The sequence below is a fragment of the Bradyrhizobium sp. RD5-C2 genome, from assembly GCF_019972155.1.
Classification (GTDB): domain Bacteria; phylum Pseudomonadota; class Alphaproteobacteria; order Rhizobiales; family Xanthobacteraceae; genus Bradyrhizobium.
In genome coordinates this window covers 468,476-482,905 of sequence record NZ_BOVL01000005.1, presented here as the reverse complement: position 1 = coordinate 482,905, position 14,430 = coordinate 468,476, and the positions used below count along the sequence as shown (strand labels likewise).

The 14,430-nt window shown below is 64.6% G+C and carries 19 protein-coding genes; 11 read left to right on the top strand and 8 right to left on the bottom strand.

Annotated features, from left to right (window positions below; genetic code table 11):
- Positions 1–40 precede the first annotated feature (40 nt).
- On the top strand, positions 41–874 hold the full coding sequence (locus BraRD5C2_RS04545; RefSeq protein ID WP_223967139.1) for a DUF2076 domain-containing protein: 834 nt from the start codon (positions 41–43) through the stop codon (positions 872–874).
- A 93-nt stretch (positions 875–967) separates the two neighbouring features.
- On the opposite strand, the gene BraRD5C2_RS04540 is transcribed toward BraRD5C2_RS04545, so the two are convergent.
- Entirely contained in the window at positions 968–1,777 is an 810-nt protein-coding gene (locus BraRD5C2_RS04540; protein WP_223967138.1) for a L,D-transpeptidase, read from the bottom strand.
- Between the two features lie 310 nt (positions 1,778–2,087).
- Here BraRD5C2_RS04540 and BraRD5C2_RS04535 point away from each other — a divergent pair, with 310 nt between their 5' ends.
- From BraRD5C2_RS04535 to BraRD5C2_RS04525, 3 genes are all read left to right on the top strand, one after another.
- Positions 2,088–2,864 carry a protein phosphatase CheZ gene (locus BraRD5C2_RS04535; protein WP_223967137.1) on the top strand — a complete coding sequence of 259 codons (777 nt, stop codon included), beginning with the start codon at positions 2,088–2,090 and terminating at the stop codon, positions 2,862–2,864.
- Between the two features lie 549 nt (positions 2,865–3,413).
- Positions 3,414–3,893, top strand: coding sequence for a hypothetical protein (locus BraRD5C2_RS04530; RefSeq protein ID WP_223967136.1), 480 nt, complete (start codon positions 3,414–3,416; stop codon positions 3,891–3,893).
- Positions 3,894–4,075: 182 nt separating this feature from the next.
- The gene (locus BraRD5C2_RS04525) at positions 4,076–4,354 is read left to right on the top strand and encodes a hypothetical protein (RefSeq protein ID WP_374707956.1); all 279 of its coding nucleotides are present in this window, start codon (positions 4,076–4,078) and stop codon (positions 4,352–4,354) included.
- Between the two features lie 241 nt (positions 4,355–4,595).
- Here BraRD5C2_RS04525 and BraRD5C2_RS04520 read toward each other — a convergent pair whose 3' ends face one another.
- Entirely contained in the window at positions 4,596–5,114 is a 519-nt protein-coding gene (locus BraRD5C2_RS04520; protein ID WP_223967134.1) for a hypothetical protein, read from the bottom strand.
- A 320-nt stretch (positions 5,115–5,434) separates the two neighbouring features.
- On the opposite strand from BraRD5C2_RS04520, the gene BraRD5C2_RS04515 reads away from it, so the two are divergent.
- The 3 genes from BraRD5C2_RS04515 to BraRD5C2_RS04505 all read left to right on the top strand — a co-directional run bounded on the left by BraRD5C2_RS04515 (position 5,435) and on the right by BraRD5C2_RS04505 (position 7,921).
- The gene (locus BraRD5C2_RS04515; protein WP_018269780.1) at positions 5,435–5,731 is read left to right on the top strand and encodes a co-chaperone GroES; all 297 of its coding nucleotides are present in this window, start codon (positions 5,435–5,437) and stop codon (positions 5,729–5,731) included.
- A 160-nt stretch (positions 5,732–5,891) separates the two neighbouring features.
- Positions 5,892–7,538, top strand: coding sequence for a chaperonin GroEL (gene groL / locus BraRD5C2_RS04510; RefSeq protein WP_223967133.1), 1,647 nt, complete (start codon positions 5,892–5,894; stop codon positions 7,536–7,538).
- A 92-nt stretch (positions 7,539–7,630) separates the two neighbouring features.
- On the top strand, positions 7,631–7,921 hold the full coding sequence (locus tag BraRD5C2_RS04505) for a hypothetical protein (protein WP_223967132.1): 291 nt from the start codon (positions 7,631–7,633) through the stop codon (positions 7,919–7,921).
- Between the two features lie 178 nt (positions 7,922–8,099).
- On the opposite strand, the gene BraRD5C2_RS04500 is transcribed toward BraRD5C2_RS04505, so the two are convergent.
- Complete coding sequence (locus tag BraRD5C2_RS04500; protein WP_223967131.1) at positions 8,100–8,468, bottom strand: antibiotic biosynthesis monooxygenase family protein; 369 nt, start codon at positions 8,466–8,468, stop codon at positions 8,100–8,102.
- Between the two features lie 96 nt (positions 8,469–8,564).
- Between BraRD5C2_RS04500 and BraRD5C2_RS04495 the strand changes: the two genes are divergently transcribed.
- Together BraRD5C2_RS04495 and BraRD5C2_RS04490 are read left to right on the top strand one after the other, a co-directional pair.
- Positions 8,565–9,041: a MarR family winged helix-turn-helix transcriptional regulator gene (locus BraRD5C2_RS04495; RefSeq protein WP_223967130.1), complete on the top strand. Its 477-nt coding sequence runs from the start codon at positions 8,565–8,567 to the stop codon at positions 9,039–9,041.
- A gap of 106 nt (positions 9,042–9,147) precedes the next feature.
- Entirely contained in the window at positions 9,148–10,347 is a 1,200-nt protein-coding gene (locus BraRD5C2_RS04490) for a hypothetical protein (protein WP_223967129.1), read from the top strand.
- Between the two features lie 18 nt (positions 10,348–10,365).
- On the opposite strand, the gene BraRD5C2_RS04485 is transcribed toward BraRD5C2_RS04490, so the two are convergent.
- On the bottom strand, positions 10,366–10,560 hold the full coding sequence (locus tag BraRD5C2_RS04485; RefSeq protein ID WP_223967128.1) for a hypothetical protein: 195 nt from the start codon (positions 10,558–10,560) through the stop codon (positions 10,366–10,368).
- Here BraRD5C2_RS04485 and BraRD5C2_RS04480 point away from each other — a divergent pair.
- The gene (locus BraRD5C2_RS04480) at positions 10,559–11,272 is read left to right on the top strand and encodes an ester cyclase (protein ID WP_308444386.1); all 714 of its coding nucleotides are present in this window, start codon (positions 10,559–10,561) and stop codon (positions 11,270–11,272) included. The two genes, BraRD5C2_RS04485 and BraRD5C2_RS04480, sit on opposite strands and share 2 nt — an antisense overlap.
- Positions 11,273–11,462: 190 nt before the next feature.
- On the opposite strand, the gene BraRD5C2_RS04475 is transcribed toward BraRD5C2_RS04480, so the two are convergent.
- From BraRD5C2_RS04475 to BraRD5C2_RS04465, 3 genes are all read right to left on the bottom strand, one after another.
- Complete coding sequence (locus BraRD5C2_RS04475) at positions 11,463–11,930, bottom strand: PaaI family thioesterase (protein WP_223967127.1); 468 nt, start codon at positions 11,928–11,930, stop codon at positions 11,463–11,465.
- An 18-nt stretch (positions 11,931–11,948) separates the two neighbouring features.
- Entirely contained in the window at positions 11,949–12,527 is a 579-nt protein-coding gene (locus tag BraRD5C2_RS04470) for a bifunctional transcriptional activator/DNA repair enzyme AdaA (protein WP_223967126.1), read from the bottom strand.
- 76 nt (positions 12,528–12,603) lie between these two features.
- Entirely contained in the window at positions 12,604–13,068 is a 465-nt protein-coding gene (locus BraRD5C2_RS04465; RefSeq protein WP_223967125.1) for a GNAT family N-acetyltransferase, read from the bottom strand.
- Positions 13,069–13,287: 219 nt separating this feature from the next.
- Here BraRD5C2_RS04465 and BraRD5C2_RS04460 point away from each other — a divergent pair, with 219 nt between their 5' ends.
- On the top strand, positions 13,288–13,914 hold the full coding sequence (locus BraRD5C2_RS04460; protein ID WP_223967124.1) for a hypothetical protein: 627 nt from the start codon (positions 13,288–13,290) through the stop codon (positions 13,912–13,914).
- A 15-nt stretch (positions 13,915–13,929) separates the two neighbouring features.
- Here BraRD5C2_RS04460 and BraRD5C2_RS04455 read toward each other — a convergent pair whose 3' ends face one another.
- A complete protein-coding gene (locus tag BraRD5C2_RS04455) occupies positions 13,930–14,346 on the bottom strand; it encodes an META domain-containing protein (RefSeq protein WP_223967122.1) in 417 nt (138 codons plus the stop codon).
- Positions 14,347–14,430 lie beyond the last annotated feature (84 nt).

The following is a 14,430-nucleotide window of genomic DNA, read 5'->3' as shown; positions in this document are numbered from 1 at the left end:
TCAGCCGCGCGCCGATTCGATCGACGCGATGGAGAACGCCATGACACCGCAAGAACGCCAACTGATTGACGATCTCTTCGACCGGCTCGCCAAGCTGGAGAATGCCCCGCGCGACGGCGAGGCCATGTCCGCGATCATGCAGGGCCTGCGCAGCGCGCCGAATGCGGTTTACACGCTGGTGCAGACCGCGCTGGTGCAGGACGAGGCGCTGAAGCGCGCCCATGACCGGATCCAGGAGCTCGAGGCCGCGGTCGGCCAGCAGCAGGGAGCACAGCAGCAGGGCGGCGGCTTCCTCGATTCGATGCGCGATGCGATCTTCGGACAGGGCCAGCAGCAGCCGCACGGCTCGGTGCCTCCGGTGCGCCCGCCGGATGTCGGCGGCAGCCGCACGGTCTGGAACTCGGGCCAGGCGATGCAGCAGGCGGGCGGCTATGGCCAGCCGCCGCAGCAATACGGCCAGCCCCAATACGGCCAGCCCTACGGCGGCCAGCAGCCCCCGCCCTTCGGCGGCGGCGCGCCCGGTGGCGGTGGCGGCTCGTTCCTCGGCACTGCGGCTGCGGCTGCGGCCGGCGTGGTCGGCGGCGGACTGCTGCTCTCCAGCATTCGCGGCATGATGGGTGGCGGCAGCCATCAATCGCTGGCCGACGCCGGCGGCCTCGGCGGTGGTTCGCGTCCCTGGGGCGGCGACCAATCGTCGAGCAACCTTGCCCGTGACGCCGGGATCAACGATGTCAGTTCGTCCGGTCGCGACAGTGATTCCGGCTCGCGCGCCGGCGCGTTCGACCAGGCGCAGGCCGACCAGGACAGTGACGATGATCAAGACGCCGACGACTTCGACGACAACGGCGGCGACGACAACAGCGATTACGCGTAAACGCGATCGCTGAAACGACAACGGCCGCTCCAATCGAGCGGCCGTTTTGATTCCGTCGTCCCGACGAAAGCCGGGACTGCTTCAAAACCACGCTTACATCACGACAACCTTGGCGCCGACGTTGACGCGGCCATAGAGGTCGATGACGTCCTCGTTGCGCATCCTGATGCAGCCGGACGAGACGTTGGTGCCGATCGTCCAGGGCTCGTTGGAGCCATGGATACGATAGAGCGAGGAGCCGAGATACATCGCGCGGGCGCCGAGCGGATTCTCCGGGCCGCCTTCCATGTGCCGCGGCAGGTCGGGACGGCGCGCCAGCATTTCGGGCGGCGGCGTCCAGGCCGGCCATTCCTTCTTCGCCGAGATCGTCTTGACGCCGGCCCAGGTGAAGCCGGGCCGTCCGACGCCGATGCCGTAGCGCAGCGCGCGGCCGTCGCCCTGCACCAGATAGAGGAACTTGTTCGGCGTATCGACGACGATGGTGCCGACGCCTTCCTTGCCGCTGTAATCGACCAGCTGCTTTTCATATCGGTGATCGAACGGACGCTGCGTCGGATCGCCGGCCGCCTCTTCCTGCTGGCGGATCATCTGCTGCTGCGGATCCATCGGCGGCAGCCCCTGGCGGTTGCCGTAATAGCCAGGCTGCTGCTGATACATCGGCTGCGGCGAATACCCCTGTGACGACGGCGCATCGCCGAACAGGAATTCGATGAAGCCGCCGCCCATGTTGGAGCGTTGCGGCTGCACATAGGCGGTGCGCATCGGCGGCTGCGGTGCGCCCTGGTTGGCGTAGATCACGGTGGGCTCGGGCTGAGCCGACGCGTCGATCGCCATCGCGTGATGGGGAACGGCAATAAGCGAAGAGGCGCCGGCGAGCAGCGCAAGCGTGGTTTTCCTGAACATCGACGTACTCTGTACTGGTTTCGTCGTGACGTGTGACGTGGACGGAGCGCACAAGCCCCGTTGCACGTGGTCAATAAGCAATGAAAACCGCATCGGTTTGGTAAACGGAATCGCGGTTTGGATTCACCATCTCGACAATGCAGCGCGGTTTTGCCTGACAGCGTTTATTTTGCGTGAATGCCGCAGCGACATGGTTAATCGCCGGTAGCGCGGCGATTGCGCGCCATTGGCGCAAACTGTTCCCGCGTGAACCTGACGTTAAATCACCTCTCGCTAGAACGGACTGCAGTTAAGGGGCGGGAATGAAATCATGTCAGTGAAGCGGAAGCGTTTTCGTGTCGAGCAGGCCATGGGTGAAGTCGTGATGCCGGAGCCGGAAGTTGCCGGCGGCGGCGAGCTCGGTCCGATGCATCGGGAGATCATGGCTGAGCTTCGCTCGATCCGCGCCCAGATGGCTGCGGCACCGGCGCAGCGCACCGGCGACAGCGTCGATGCCGCCGTCGCCCGCGAAGTCGCCGAGACGCAGGCGCTGCTCGAGACCTACCGCGCGCAGGTCGAACAGTGCGAGAAGCTCAAGGTCGAGCTCGACCTGATCCACGACGCGATCAGCCGCACCAAGCGCGAGATCGCCGTGCTGCACGGCAAGAGCTTCAACGGCGAGGAGATGGCCAAGGTCAATGGCGAGCTCGGCGCCGTGGTCGGCGGCACCGAACAGGCTACCCAGCAGATCCTCGAAGCGGTGGAAGCGATCGACCAGGCCGCAAGCGCGCTGGCCAACAACGTCACGCCCGACCAGCAGAAGCGGCTCAGCGAAGATATTCAGGAGCGCGTGGTCTCGATCTTCGAGGCCTGCAACTTCCAGGACCTCACCGGCCAGCGCATCAGCAAGGTGATGCAGACGATGAAGTTCATCGAGCAGCACATCAACGAGATGATGAACATCTGGGGCGGCGTCGACGCGATCAAGACCCACGTCCCGCCGATCGTCGACACCCGCGAGGGCGATGCCCGCCTGCTCAACGGACCGAAGCTCGACGGCGACGCCGGCCATGCCTCGCAGGATGACATCGACGCGATGTTCAACTGACGCGATGTTCAACTGAGATTTGTCAGATCAAAACGAAAAGCGCCGGCCCCTCGGGCCGGCGTTTTTGTTTGAGCGGTGGTCGAGCCCGAGAGCGATCACCAGACGAAGTTGCCAGATCATCGCGTCGCCGCATTGCAAGGAGCAATTCTGTACAGCAGCCTTCCTTGCATGCACGTCAGCGTGACAAATCAGTCAGAACCTCTGTCTCGACCGCATGCAGTTTGTGCCAATTGTGACACGTGCAAATTTACTGGCAGGTCTGCTGTCGCAGGCGCATACTGTGTGTGAGGAAATTGTCATGCGTGTACCGGGAGCCAACATTGGGTGCCGGTTGCATCGGACTTCCGGAGTGAATCCGGTCGCCCCGAGCGGGGCTTCGCACTTTCACACGACACACAGTACAGCTTTGCCGGCCACTCGTTGCGCGCATCCGAGGTCATTGAAACCATGACGACGCACGGCGGGTTTCTTGGGCGCTGATACCTGCGGCTTGTTGAGGAATCACCGATTGGGGGGAGCCACTGGAGTACCCAAAACTGGAGATAGAACATGACGCGAAGAATTGTCAGCAATACTGCAATTGCGCTCTCGACTTTCGCTTGTGCGACACTGTTCTCCATCACCTGGTCTGAGCAGGGCGGCATTTCGGCGTCAGTCGAAAGCGCCCAGGCGCGCGTGGGCCGACCGCTGACGCCCGTGAGCGTCGCGGGCGTTGCACGTCGCCACACCCGGCGCGCTGCGTACGGGTACGGAGTCGGCGCGGGGATCGCCGCCACGGCCGCGGTTGCCACGGCAGCCGCCACTGCGCCGGTCTATGCTGGCTGGGGCACAAATAATTGGACCGATGCATACGCCGCCCAGACGGATCCCCACTTTGGCCAGCCCTACTATCCAGCACGAGCCTACTATGGTGGCAGCCCGTATTACGGTTATGCCGGATGGGCAGCCTACAAGGCAGCCAATGGAATCACCTGCGAACCTGGCACGATGACGAAGATGGCCGACGGCCACAGTTACGTCTGTCAGTGAGATCCGCGCAACGACACGACAAGAGGGCGGCTCAATGAGCCGCCCTCTTTCATATGGAGTAGATCGATCTGGTATGGCGGCGACCCGCGCCCAGCGTTGATCTACGTCAACATCGTCGATCCCTCGCCGTTCATATCTTCAGCCGTGCCTGAACCGCCGCCATCATCGTCGGTTCGCTTGCGATGGAGAGGATCACCATGCATCGGACGCGCATTTTTTCGACCGGATCGGTGACGGTTACGGGGATCGTGGCGAGCCTCCTGTTGGGGGCAGCAGGTGTCGCGCTCAATCCGGCACCGGCCAAGGCGGTCGTCTACTGCCAGTATGTCGGCTATCCGCACGGTTGCGTGGCGAGGGCGGGCGTCGTGCTCAGGCCTCGTCCGGTGGCGCGGGCTGCGGTTCGTCATAACGCGGGCGGCAACCTGAATGGCGGCGTCAATCGGGTTGGCGTGCGGCGATAAAGCAGGGCTTTGCGAGGTGGCGTAGACGGCCTTCCGGCCGGCCGTTCCAGAGAACGCCGAAGCTTCGCAGCGGCTATGGCGCCGGATCAAGGGTTCTATCCGCGGGCTTAAAAGTGAGAGGGACTCGCGGAGAGACCCCTCACCCGGATTGCATCTGGTGATGCAACCCAACCTCTCCCGCAAGGGGAGAGCTGCATCGCCTATGCGGCGCTACATCCGCAGATAACTGGAAATCCCGCCCTCACGCCCTCGGGGCGCAGCGGACGTAGACCATGTTGCCGTAGCGGACGGCGGCGTCCTTGTCGACGAAGCGGGTGATCAAGACCCGGCCGTCGAACGAGATGATCTCGCGGTCCTGCTCGCCGGGCACAGGTCCGGGTGGGCCGATATAGTTCTTGCCGCTCGGGGAACCCTTCAGCCGCAGTTCCTGCGGGGTGGCCTGGTCGGCCAGATGCATGATGACGCCGCCGCTCTGGCCGGCGCCGATCACATAAGGCTGCTTGCACTGGCCGCGTGCGGCGGCCTCGGTGCGGGCGCGGTCGGCTGGATTCTGGAACGAGGCGAGGCCCCAGCGGCCGACGATCTCGTCGGGGCGGATCGACGCCGGCATCTCCGGAGCCACGCCCGGTTCGACAGGCCCCGGCTCGGGGTTCGACGACAGCGACGGCAGGCTCATGCTGCCGCACGCCCCCAAAAGCGTCGTCAGCGCCGAGACAGCCACGAACCGTGCGACCAATCGCGCGTTGAGTGACCTGATCATATGCATCCCCCGAACTTATCTCCCGGCCGCACCCGTCATGCAGCCAAGCGTAAAACTTAAGGCGGAGCAATGACGTCTGACAAAATTACGTCATCGCTACGATTTGGTTTCCGGTCCACCATCCTATATTGGCCTCACCAAGGCCTTAACCCGTTTGCTTGACAGAAACTGCGCCAAGCCATATTTCCCGGCGCACAATTAGCACTCTCGCACAACGATTGCTAAATCCGCCGGGCGTCCTGCCTGGCGCCGACCGGGCCGGCATTCAACGCCGGTCTCGATGAACCGGACCTGAAACCGAGCCTCCAAGAGGGAACGTCATGGCTAAATCCACCTTCCGCCCACTGCATGACCGCGTCGTGGTCAAGCGTATCGATGCCGAGGAGAAGTCCAAGGGCGGCATCATCATTCCGGACTCGGCCAAGGAGAAGCCGTCCCAAGGCGAGATCGTCGCCGTCGGCCCGGGTGGCCGCGACGAGGCCGGCAAGCTGATCCCGATCGACCTCAAGGTCGGCGACCGCGTGCTGTTCGGCAAGTGGTCGGGCACCGAGGTCAAGCTCGACAACCAGGAGCTCCTGATCATGAAGGAGTCCGACATCATGGGCGTGCTGGCGTAAGCGCCACGACCAATTCGAGAGCGCCCAGTCTCTCCGCTGTCATGCCCGGGCTCGACCCGGGCATCCATCGCTCTTCGAAAGATGGATCGCCGGGTCAAGCCCGGCGATGACGGGCGCGGAAGCGGCAAGCAATTCACAGACATTCCAGGAGTTCAAATCAATGGCTGCCAAGGACGTAAAATTCGCCGGAGACGCCCGCGACCGCATGCTGCGCGGTGTCGACGTGCTCGCCAATGCCGTGAAGGTGACGCTCGGCCCGAAGGGCCGCAACGTCGTCATCGAGAAGAGCTTCGGCGCTCCCCGCATCACCAAGGACGGCGTCACCGTCGCCAAGGAGATCGAGCTCGACGACAAGTTCGAGAACATGGGCGCGCAGATGCTGCGCGAGGTCGCTTCCAAGACCAACGACACCGCCGGTGACGGCACCACCACCGCGACCGTGCTGGCGCAGGCCATCGTCCGCGAGGGCGCCAAGTCGGTCGCCGCCGGCATGAACCCGATGGACCTCAAGCGCGGCATCGACACCGCGGTCGCCGCCGTGATCAAGGACATCGAGAAGCGCGCCAAGCCGGTCGCCTCCTCCGCCGAAGTCGCCCAGGTCGGCACCATCTCGGCCAATGGCGATGCAGCGATCGGCAAGATGATCGCGCAGGCGATGCAGAAGGTCGGCAACGAGGGCGTCATCACCGTCGAGGAGAACAAGTCGCTCGAGACCGAGGTCGACATCGTCGAGGGCATGAAGTTCGACCGCGGCTATCTCAGCCCCTACTTCATCACCAACGCCGAGAAGATGACCGCCGAGCTCGAGGATGCCTACATCCTGCTGCACGAGAAGAAGCTGACCGGCCTGCAGTCCATGCTGCCGGTGCTGGAAGCCGTGGTGCAGTCGGGCCGGCCGCTCCTGATCCTCGCCGAGGACGTCGAGGGCGAGGCGCTGGCAACGCTGGTGGTCAACCGCCTGCGCGGCGGACTGAAGGTCGCCGCCGTCAAGGCGCCGGGCTTCGGCGATCGCCGCAAGGCGATGCTGGAGGACATCGCGATCCTGACCGGCGGTCAGCTGATCTCCGACGACCTCGGCATGAAGCTCGAGAACGTCACGGTGAACATGCTCGGCCGCGCCGGCAAGATCGTGATCGACAAGGAGAACACCACGATCGTCAAGGGCGCCGGCAAGAAGAAGGACATCGACGCCCGCGTTGGCCAGATCAAGGCGCAGATCGAGGAAACCACCTCGGACTACGACCGTGAGAAGCTGCAGGAGCGCCTTGCCAAGCTCGCCGGCGGCGTTGCCGTCATCAAGGTCGGCGGTGCGACCGAGGTCGAGGTCAAGGAGAAGAAGGACCGTGTCGAGGACGCGCTGAACGCGACCCGCGCCGCGGTGCAGGAAGGCATCGTTCCCGGCGGCGGCGTGGCGCTGCTGCGCGCCAAGAAGGCGGTCGGCCGTCTCACCAACCCGAACGCCGACGTCCAGGCCGGCATCAACATCGTGCTCAAGGCGCTCGAAGCTCCGGTTCGCCAGATCTCGGAGAACGCCGGTGTCGAGGGCTCGATCGTGGTCGGCAAGATCCTCGAGAACAAGTCGGAGACCTTCGGCTTCGACGCCCAGACCGAGGACTATGTCGACATGGTCGACAAGGGCATCATCGACCCCGCCAAGGTGGTGCGCACTGCGCTGCAGGACGCCTCCTCGGTGGCCGGCCTGCTGGTGACCACCGAAGCCATGGTCGCCGAACTGCCCAAGGACGCAGCGCCGGCAATGCCGGGCGGCGGCGGCATGGGTGGAATGGGCGGCATGGGCGGCTTCTAAGCCCCCGCCACATCCGCATCGAGATCGAAGGCCGCCTCCGGGCGGCCTTCTTTTTTGCGATTTGATGACGATGGAGCTGTAAGGATCATCGCATGTCCCGCGACGCCAAATCCCTGACGTCAACACTCGTGCTGTTCTACGCGATCGGCGCGGTGCTCGCACTGGGCGCCTATGCTTTGGACAACATCGATGATCTTGCGGTCGTCCTGACGTTCTGGATCAGGCAAACGTTGACGTTTGTCGTGCTCGGCGCCGCCTATTGCATTTATTACGTCATTTCCGGTTCGACCGGTCATCGTCCAAAAGCGCCGCTGCGGTTTCTGGACATTTCCTTTTTGGCTGCCGCAGCAACACTCGGGGTCGGCATGCTGGTGCACAGTTGAGCGTTTGACGCGACGTCCGTTCGCTTTCGCCCGCGACGGGGGCCGTGATGCTTGGCACCACCGTCATTGCGAGGAGCGATAGCGACGAAGCAATCCATTTTTCCACTTGCGGCCTGATGGATTGCTTCGCTTCGCTCGCAATGACGGGGATAGAGCCATGCGCGGTGCCTATCGCGCTTCAAGCGACGCAGATGTCAGCCACCGCCACCTTCTGGAACAGATGCGGCGACGCCACCGCTGAGGCTGGATAGGCCGCGAGCTTGGCCCTGAACTCGGGGTTCGCAAAAGCGGCCCGGAAGGCCGCGGTCGACTCCCACACCGCGTAATTCAGATAGGTCGGGCTGTCGCCGAGCGCGCGGTGCAGCTGGGTCGAGATGAAGCCGGGCTGCCGCTTCATGATGGCGGCGTCGGCCTGCCAGGCGTTCAGGAAGGTGTCCTCGTCGGCCGCATCGAGCGTGAAGAGGTTGACGAGCACGACGTTGCTGGCATCGACAGCGAGCTGGCGGTCGATCGGGAATGCGGGGTCGAGGGGGCGCATCTGCGGCATGGCTGGCTCCGTTGGTATGGTGCTATGATGTCACTTCGATCAGATGGATACATAGTCTTTTGACATCATGATGTCAAAATAAACTTATGGTGACAAATGCCGCAGACCAAGCGAACGCCGGCTGGCGAAGCCCTGAGCGACCTGATTCTCGACCTGTTCAGGCTCAACAGCCTGCTGTTCACCGCCGGCGACCGGATGGTGGCCGGACTTGGCCTGACCAGCGCGCGTTGGCAGATCCTCGGCGCCATCGTCACCACTGAGCGCCCGCAACCGGTCGCGTGGCTGGCGCGCGACCTCGGCGCCGCCAGACAGAACGTGCAGCGGATCGTCAACGACCTGCAACGGGACGGGCTCGTCACCTTCGAGACCAATCCGCATCATCGCCGCGCCCAGCTCGTCGTGCTGACCGAGAAGGGGCAGCAAAGCTTCGACGCGGCGATGCGCCTGCAGCTGCCCTGGGTGAACGGTCTTTCCGACGGGCTGTCGATCAAGGACCTCGAAGCCACCAGTCGCGTCGTCAGCACGCTGCGCGGCAGGCTGGAGAGCGGCCAGGAACCTAACGATCGCACATGACGGCGATTCTGGAAGCGCCGCCGTTAGGCGGCCTTCTTTTTTGGCCAATGACACGGAGGTTTGCTAGTTACGACGGAACCGATTCTGCCCTTCGAGGACTTATCGTATGCGCGCGCTCCCGCTCCTGCTGCTCGGTCTTGCCGTCGCCTCGGCGCCTGCTCTCGCCCAGATGAAGCTGCAATCGAAGGCGGCACCGTCGAATGGCCCCGAGACGCGCTATTTCACGTCGATCGACGGCCTGATGGACGGCAATGCCGACGTCGTGCTGAAGGAAACCCGCCTGGGCAAGACCGTGACCGCGGCCGTGCTCGACGTCTGCTATCCCGCCGACAAGAGCTCGGACCGCAAGGACCGCTTCGTCGCTAACCTGACCGTCAACGGCCAGACGCTCTCCGGCACCGCCCAGAGCGTCGCCGACAAGCAGCCGATCACGGTCAAGCTGAACCGCAAGCAGTCCGGCGACAGCTTTGAGTTCCGCGGCCAGATCACGATCGGCCAGACCGTCACCGAGGTCGCCTCGACGGATAATTCCGATCTCAGCGAAAAGGAATTCCAGGACAATCAGGCCACCGAGGACGGCATCACGCCGCAGCCCAAGGACTTCACCGACGTCTCGCCGGAAGCGATCGGCGTGCGGGTGAAGCTCGATGCGGCGGCCGATTTCCTCAAGAGCCTGAAGGGCGAGGCCGCCGAGATCGGCACCTCGAGCCTCGCGGTGACCTGCGATGCGATGCGCTCCGGCGAGCAGACCCTCAACCTCACCGTCGATCCCGAGCACGCCGGCGCGCTGCTAGCCAAGGTGAAATCGACGCCCGGCGTGACGGCGGCCGGCTGGACCAGCGGCGTGGTCGAGATGGACCGCACCATCCGCTTCGCCGCCGCCGACTGGCGCGACGGCGACAAGATCAACAAGGACAAGCTCGCAACTGCGATTTCCAATGTGCTGGCGAGGACGCTTGCGGCAAAGCCCGCCTCCGCGACCTGGAACGCGAATACCGGCAAGCTCAAGCTGGTGCTGAAGCGGCCCAGCGCGATCTACCCTGCGCTCGGCCTCACCCAGAATTACGAGGTCACCGCCCTCGTCTCGCCCGACAAGCCCGGCAGCTCCGACAAACTGATGCTGTGGGTCTCGAGCCCCACCGTTTCAACGTCGGACGACAGCGCCGGCGCCAAGCTCAATCTGTCCGACGATTCCAGCAGCGACGAGGAAGGCAGCGAGGCCAAGGACGACAACGGCGCGATCGACGCGCTGCTCAAGGAGTTCAAAGGCCAACGCTGGGACGCCGACAAGTCGGTGTGGCGCTGAGGTCAGCGCACTGCTGATTCAGGCTGTCCTCGTCTTCAGCGTCACCACGTTGTTGCGCATCATCTCGGGAGCTGCGTCCGGACCGGACTGAAGTATCCCGTCGCTTCTGACGAACAATTCGGAACGAAGATCGATCGCAACGCGATCGAGCAACGCCCGTAGCTCGGGACGAAGTCCGCCGCGCAGCGCGGCGATCGCATCGAAGTTGCGCATGATGTTCTCCTGTGTGATCGCGAAGAGGTTTCGCGTTCGTGTTGCGCGCGCCACCCGCTTCCCGATTGCGCGGCGACATCCGAGAAGCGGCGCTAAGCGCCATATCGACAAAGCGGAATCTCGTCTGAACGCCGACGCCACGCCCGATCTGAAATCGGGTGGCACGATACCCGTCTCAAGATGCCTAATGCGTTCATCGACACAGCGCCGGTCGCGATACCGGCAACACGCAAATGGAGACGATCCGATGTCAGATGAAAACAAGAGCATCGTAGGCCGGTGGTTCGAGGGCTTTTGGGGAAACCCATGGAATCCGCGCATCATCGATGAGCTCGCGACACCAGACATTGTCGTGCACTACCCGATGCACGAACCGAAGAAGGGCCGCGCTGCAGTCACGCAATTCATCACCGAGTTTCGTGAAGCGTTTCCGGATCTGAATTTCTGGGGCGTCGGCGATCTCGTCGCGGAAGGTGATCTCGTGGTCGGCCGCTGGGAAGGTGGCGGTACGCACACCGGGCCTGCCTTCAGCGACTTCCGCCTCGGCTCGCTGCCCGCGGCCTCCGGCCGCAAGATGACGTTCGCCGGCACGACCGTGCTGCGCGTGCGGGACGGACGGATCGCCGAGGAGCTCGGACAGGAAGATGCGCTGACCGCCATGCTGCAGCTCGGCCTCATCCGCTTGCCTGAACAGAGTGGCTACGCCGGGTGAACCGGCGCTTCATCGACGATCGCATCGCGGCTACCCGAACGCACATTCCATGCGCTCGGGTAGCGCAAGCGATCGGCTCAGTGAAATTGAAGCGCTCTAATCTGCAAGCTCGCTGGAGGCATTCCAACGTTGCGCCGGCTTCGCATCTTCCGATGCGGCGCCGGCGCAACCTCTTCGCAACAATTGTGCATCAAGCCGGAAAGATCAGGCACGTCGTCGTGCCGTGCGCGAGCAGCCGTCCCTTCTCGTCGGTCACCCTGCCCTCCGCGGTGCCGATGCGGCGGCCGCAATTGAGCACATGGCCCTCGGCCCGGATGAGCCCGGTGTCCGGTGTGATCGGCCGGACCAGCGAGATCTTGAATTCGAGCGTGGTCTGGCTCATCCCGGCATCGAGCGTCGACTGCACCGCAAGCCCCATGCAGCTGTCGAGCAGCGTCGCGGTGAGACCGCCATGCACGGTGCCGGCCGGATTGAGATGCGCGTCCGTCGGCAGCAGCGTGGCGACGACGCGGCCGTGCTCGGCCTCGGTGACGTCATAGCCGAGCGTCCGCGCGATGGTGTTGAGCGGCAACGCGCCAGAGGCGAGCCCTTGCACGAATTCGAGGCCGGTCATCTCAAGTTTCTGTTCGGCACTGACGGTGCCGTAGCTCTTGGCCATTGTTGATCTCCTTCAGGCTCATTGCATCGTGATTTTTTGCCGCCGCTTCCGTCGCAGCGACGCGGGCGAGCGGCCGTAGAGTTTTGCGAATGCGGCGTTCATGCGCCGTGCGCTGGTGAAGCCGGCGCGGTGCGCCACCAGGGAGAGCGGGAGATCGCTGCCGTCGATCAGGCGCTTGGCGCGCTGCACGCGCAGCGAGAGTGCGACCTGGAGCGGCGAGGCTTCGAGATGCTCGGCGAACAGCCGCGACAGATGCCGCGCGCCGATACCGAGCCGATCGGCCAGCGCTTCGACATTGCCGCGATCGAGTGCGCCCGCTTCGATCAGCGCCAGCGCGCGCTCGACCGTCGTCCTGGTGCCCTTCCATGCCGAGCAGAACGGCGCCGCCTCGGGACGGCAGCGCAGGCAGGGCCGGAAGCCGGCGCGTTCGGCCGACGCGGCGCTGCCAAAGAACCGCACATTGCGGGCGAGCGGCGTACGCGCCCGGCACACCGGGCGGCAATACACGCCCGTCGTCCGGACCGCGACGAACACGACGCCATCCCAGGCCGGATCGCGGCGCTGAAAGGCTGCATACTGTGCGGCGAAATCAAGCATGTCATCGCTATAGCGACGCCGTCGTGCCGCGACGACCCGCTTTGCGGAGACGGCGTCCGGAAACGACCGCTTGGGGCTAGAGATGCTTGGTCATGAACAGGCTGAGCGGATCCGGCGCATAATCCCCGAACGGCGGACATTCCTGGTAGCCGGCGGCGCGATAGAGCCCGATCGCCTCCGGCTGCCGGATTCCGGTCTCCAGGCTGATACGCGCGATCTTCCGGTCGCGCGCGGCTTCCTCCAGCGCGTCGAGCAGGCGGCGGCCGAGCCCGTGCCCGCGCGCATCGGTACGCACGAACATCCGCTTTATCTCGGCATGACCGGGCGCGATGAGGCGGAAAGCGATCGAGCCGAGTACCTCGCCGTCGCGCCGCGCGACGAGGAAGACGGTGTCCGGGGCGGCCAGCGTCTCGACGGCGGCGAGGTGATTGCTATCAGGCGGATACAGCGCCCGCATGTGGTCGTCCGACAGATCGATCAGCTGCCGCACGTCCGCCTGTCGCGGGTCTTCGGCGGCAATGCTGATTTCAGAATTGTGCATCTCTGGCCCAATGCAGAGTCGTCGTCGCGATTGTCGGCCGCCCTCACCGTCCCGTCAAACTACGGGGACTGCGACCAAAAGACTTCGTGCTGCCGCAGTTCGGTCACCGAATATTAAGGCTCGATTTAGTTTCGGGGATCATCCTTTGCGTCACCGAACACGGGTCACGCCATGCAAGACCGCGAGCCGATCAGTCCTGGGAGCATCTGGCCAACGGATGTGACGGAGGGTCATTCGCCGGCGCAGACGGCGGACCTCTGGGACGTCTCAGGCGAAAATCACGACGCCAGCCTGCTGCTGCGGGAGCCGTTCGCCGACCGGATCGGCACCGCGCTGCTGGCAGCCACGGCATTGGCCGCAAGCTTCGTGCTGGGATGGACCGGCGGCGCCAACTGGCATGACTTTGCAGCTCCCGCCCCCGTCCCGGTGGCCCAGAAGGAAGCGCCTGCCCCGCACGTCGCCGAGGCGCCACCGAGCCGAAAGAGCGAGAGCCCGCGCCGGACCGCCTCCAACGCCGACCCCGCCGTCACCGGCAGCATTCCCAAATCGGTAGCCAATCCACGCCCGCAGGTGGTCGGCGCCGCGCCGACGACGCTGAACGCGCAAGCCATGGCGCTGGGGCCGAAGCAGCCCGCGGCGACGCCTCCCGAGACCCGGCCGAGCACCATCCCCGGCTGGTCGGTGGTCGAAGTCCGAGACGGCACCGCCGTGCTCGAGGGGCCGGAAGGCGTCAAGATGGCCGCACGCGGCGACGTCGTCCCGGGCCTTGGCCGCGTCGATTCCATCGTGCGCTGGGGCAATCGCTGGATCGTCGCCACCGCAAGCGGATTGGTCGCGACACCCTGAGCGGTTGCGCTGGCGCTAATTGCTGTTGATCACGAAACGCAGCTGTTTGCTTCCGATGAACGTGACCTGATCACCCTGCCGCCGCCAACTCGTCGTGTCGCCGAGCGCTGCCAGCAGATCCTTGTCGGCCTGCGCCCGGTCCGGCGTGCAGCTGCGGTTCTCCATCGCGCCGGGAACGAACACGATGGTGTTGCCGGCAACCGAGAACTGGCCCTTGCCGCCGTCGCACCACAGCTCGAGGATCACCTCGCCATTGTCGCCGACCTCGATCGAGGGAATCCGCTTGGAGCCCGGCATGCGCGCGGCATCGAGCGTCATCACGAAGCCGAACGGGAATTCTTCCTGGGCCTGCACCGGCCTCGTGCCAAGAGCCGCTGCAGCCAGCGCCAATGCGGCCATGCCGCCGTTCAGAATCCGCTTCATCGAGATCATGCCATTCCCAGCAATTGCAACGCCGCCCTTGTATGGGACGAGGCTGCGATTGGCCAGAATGGCAGGGCGAGAAAAAGCGCTTGA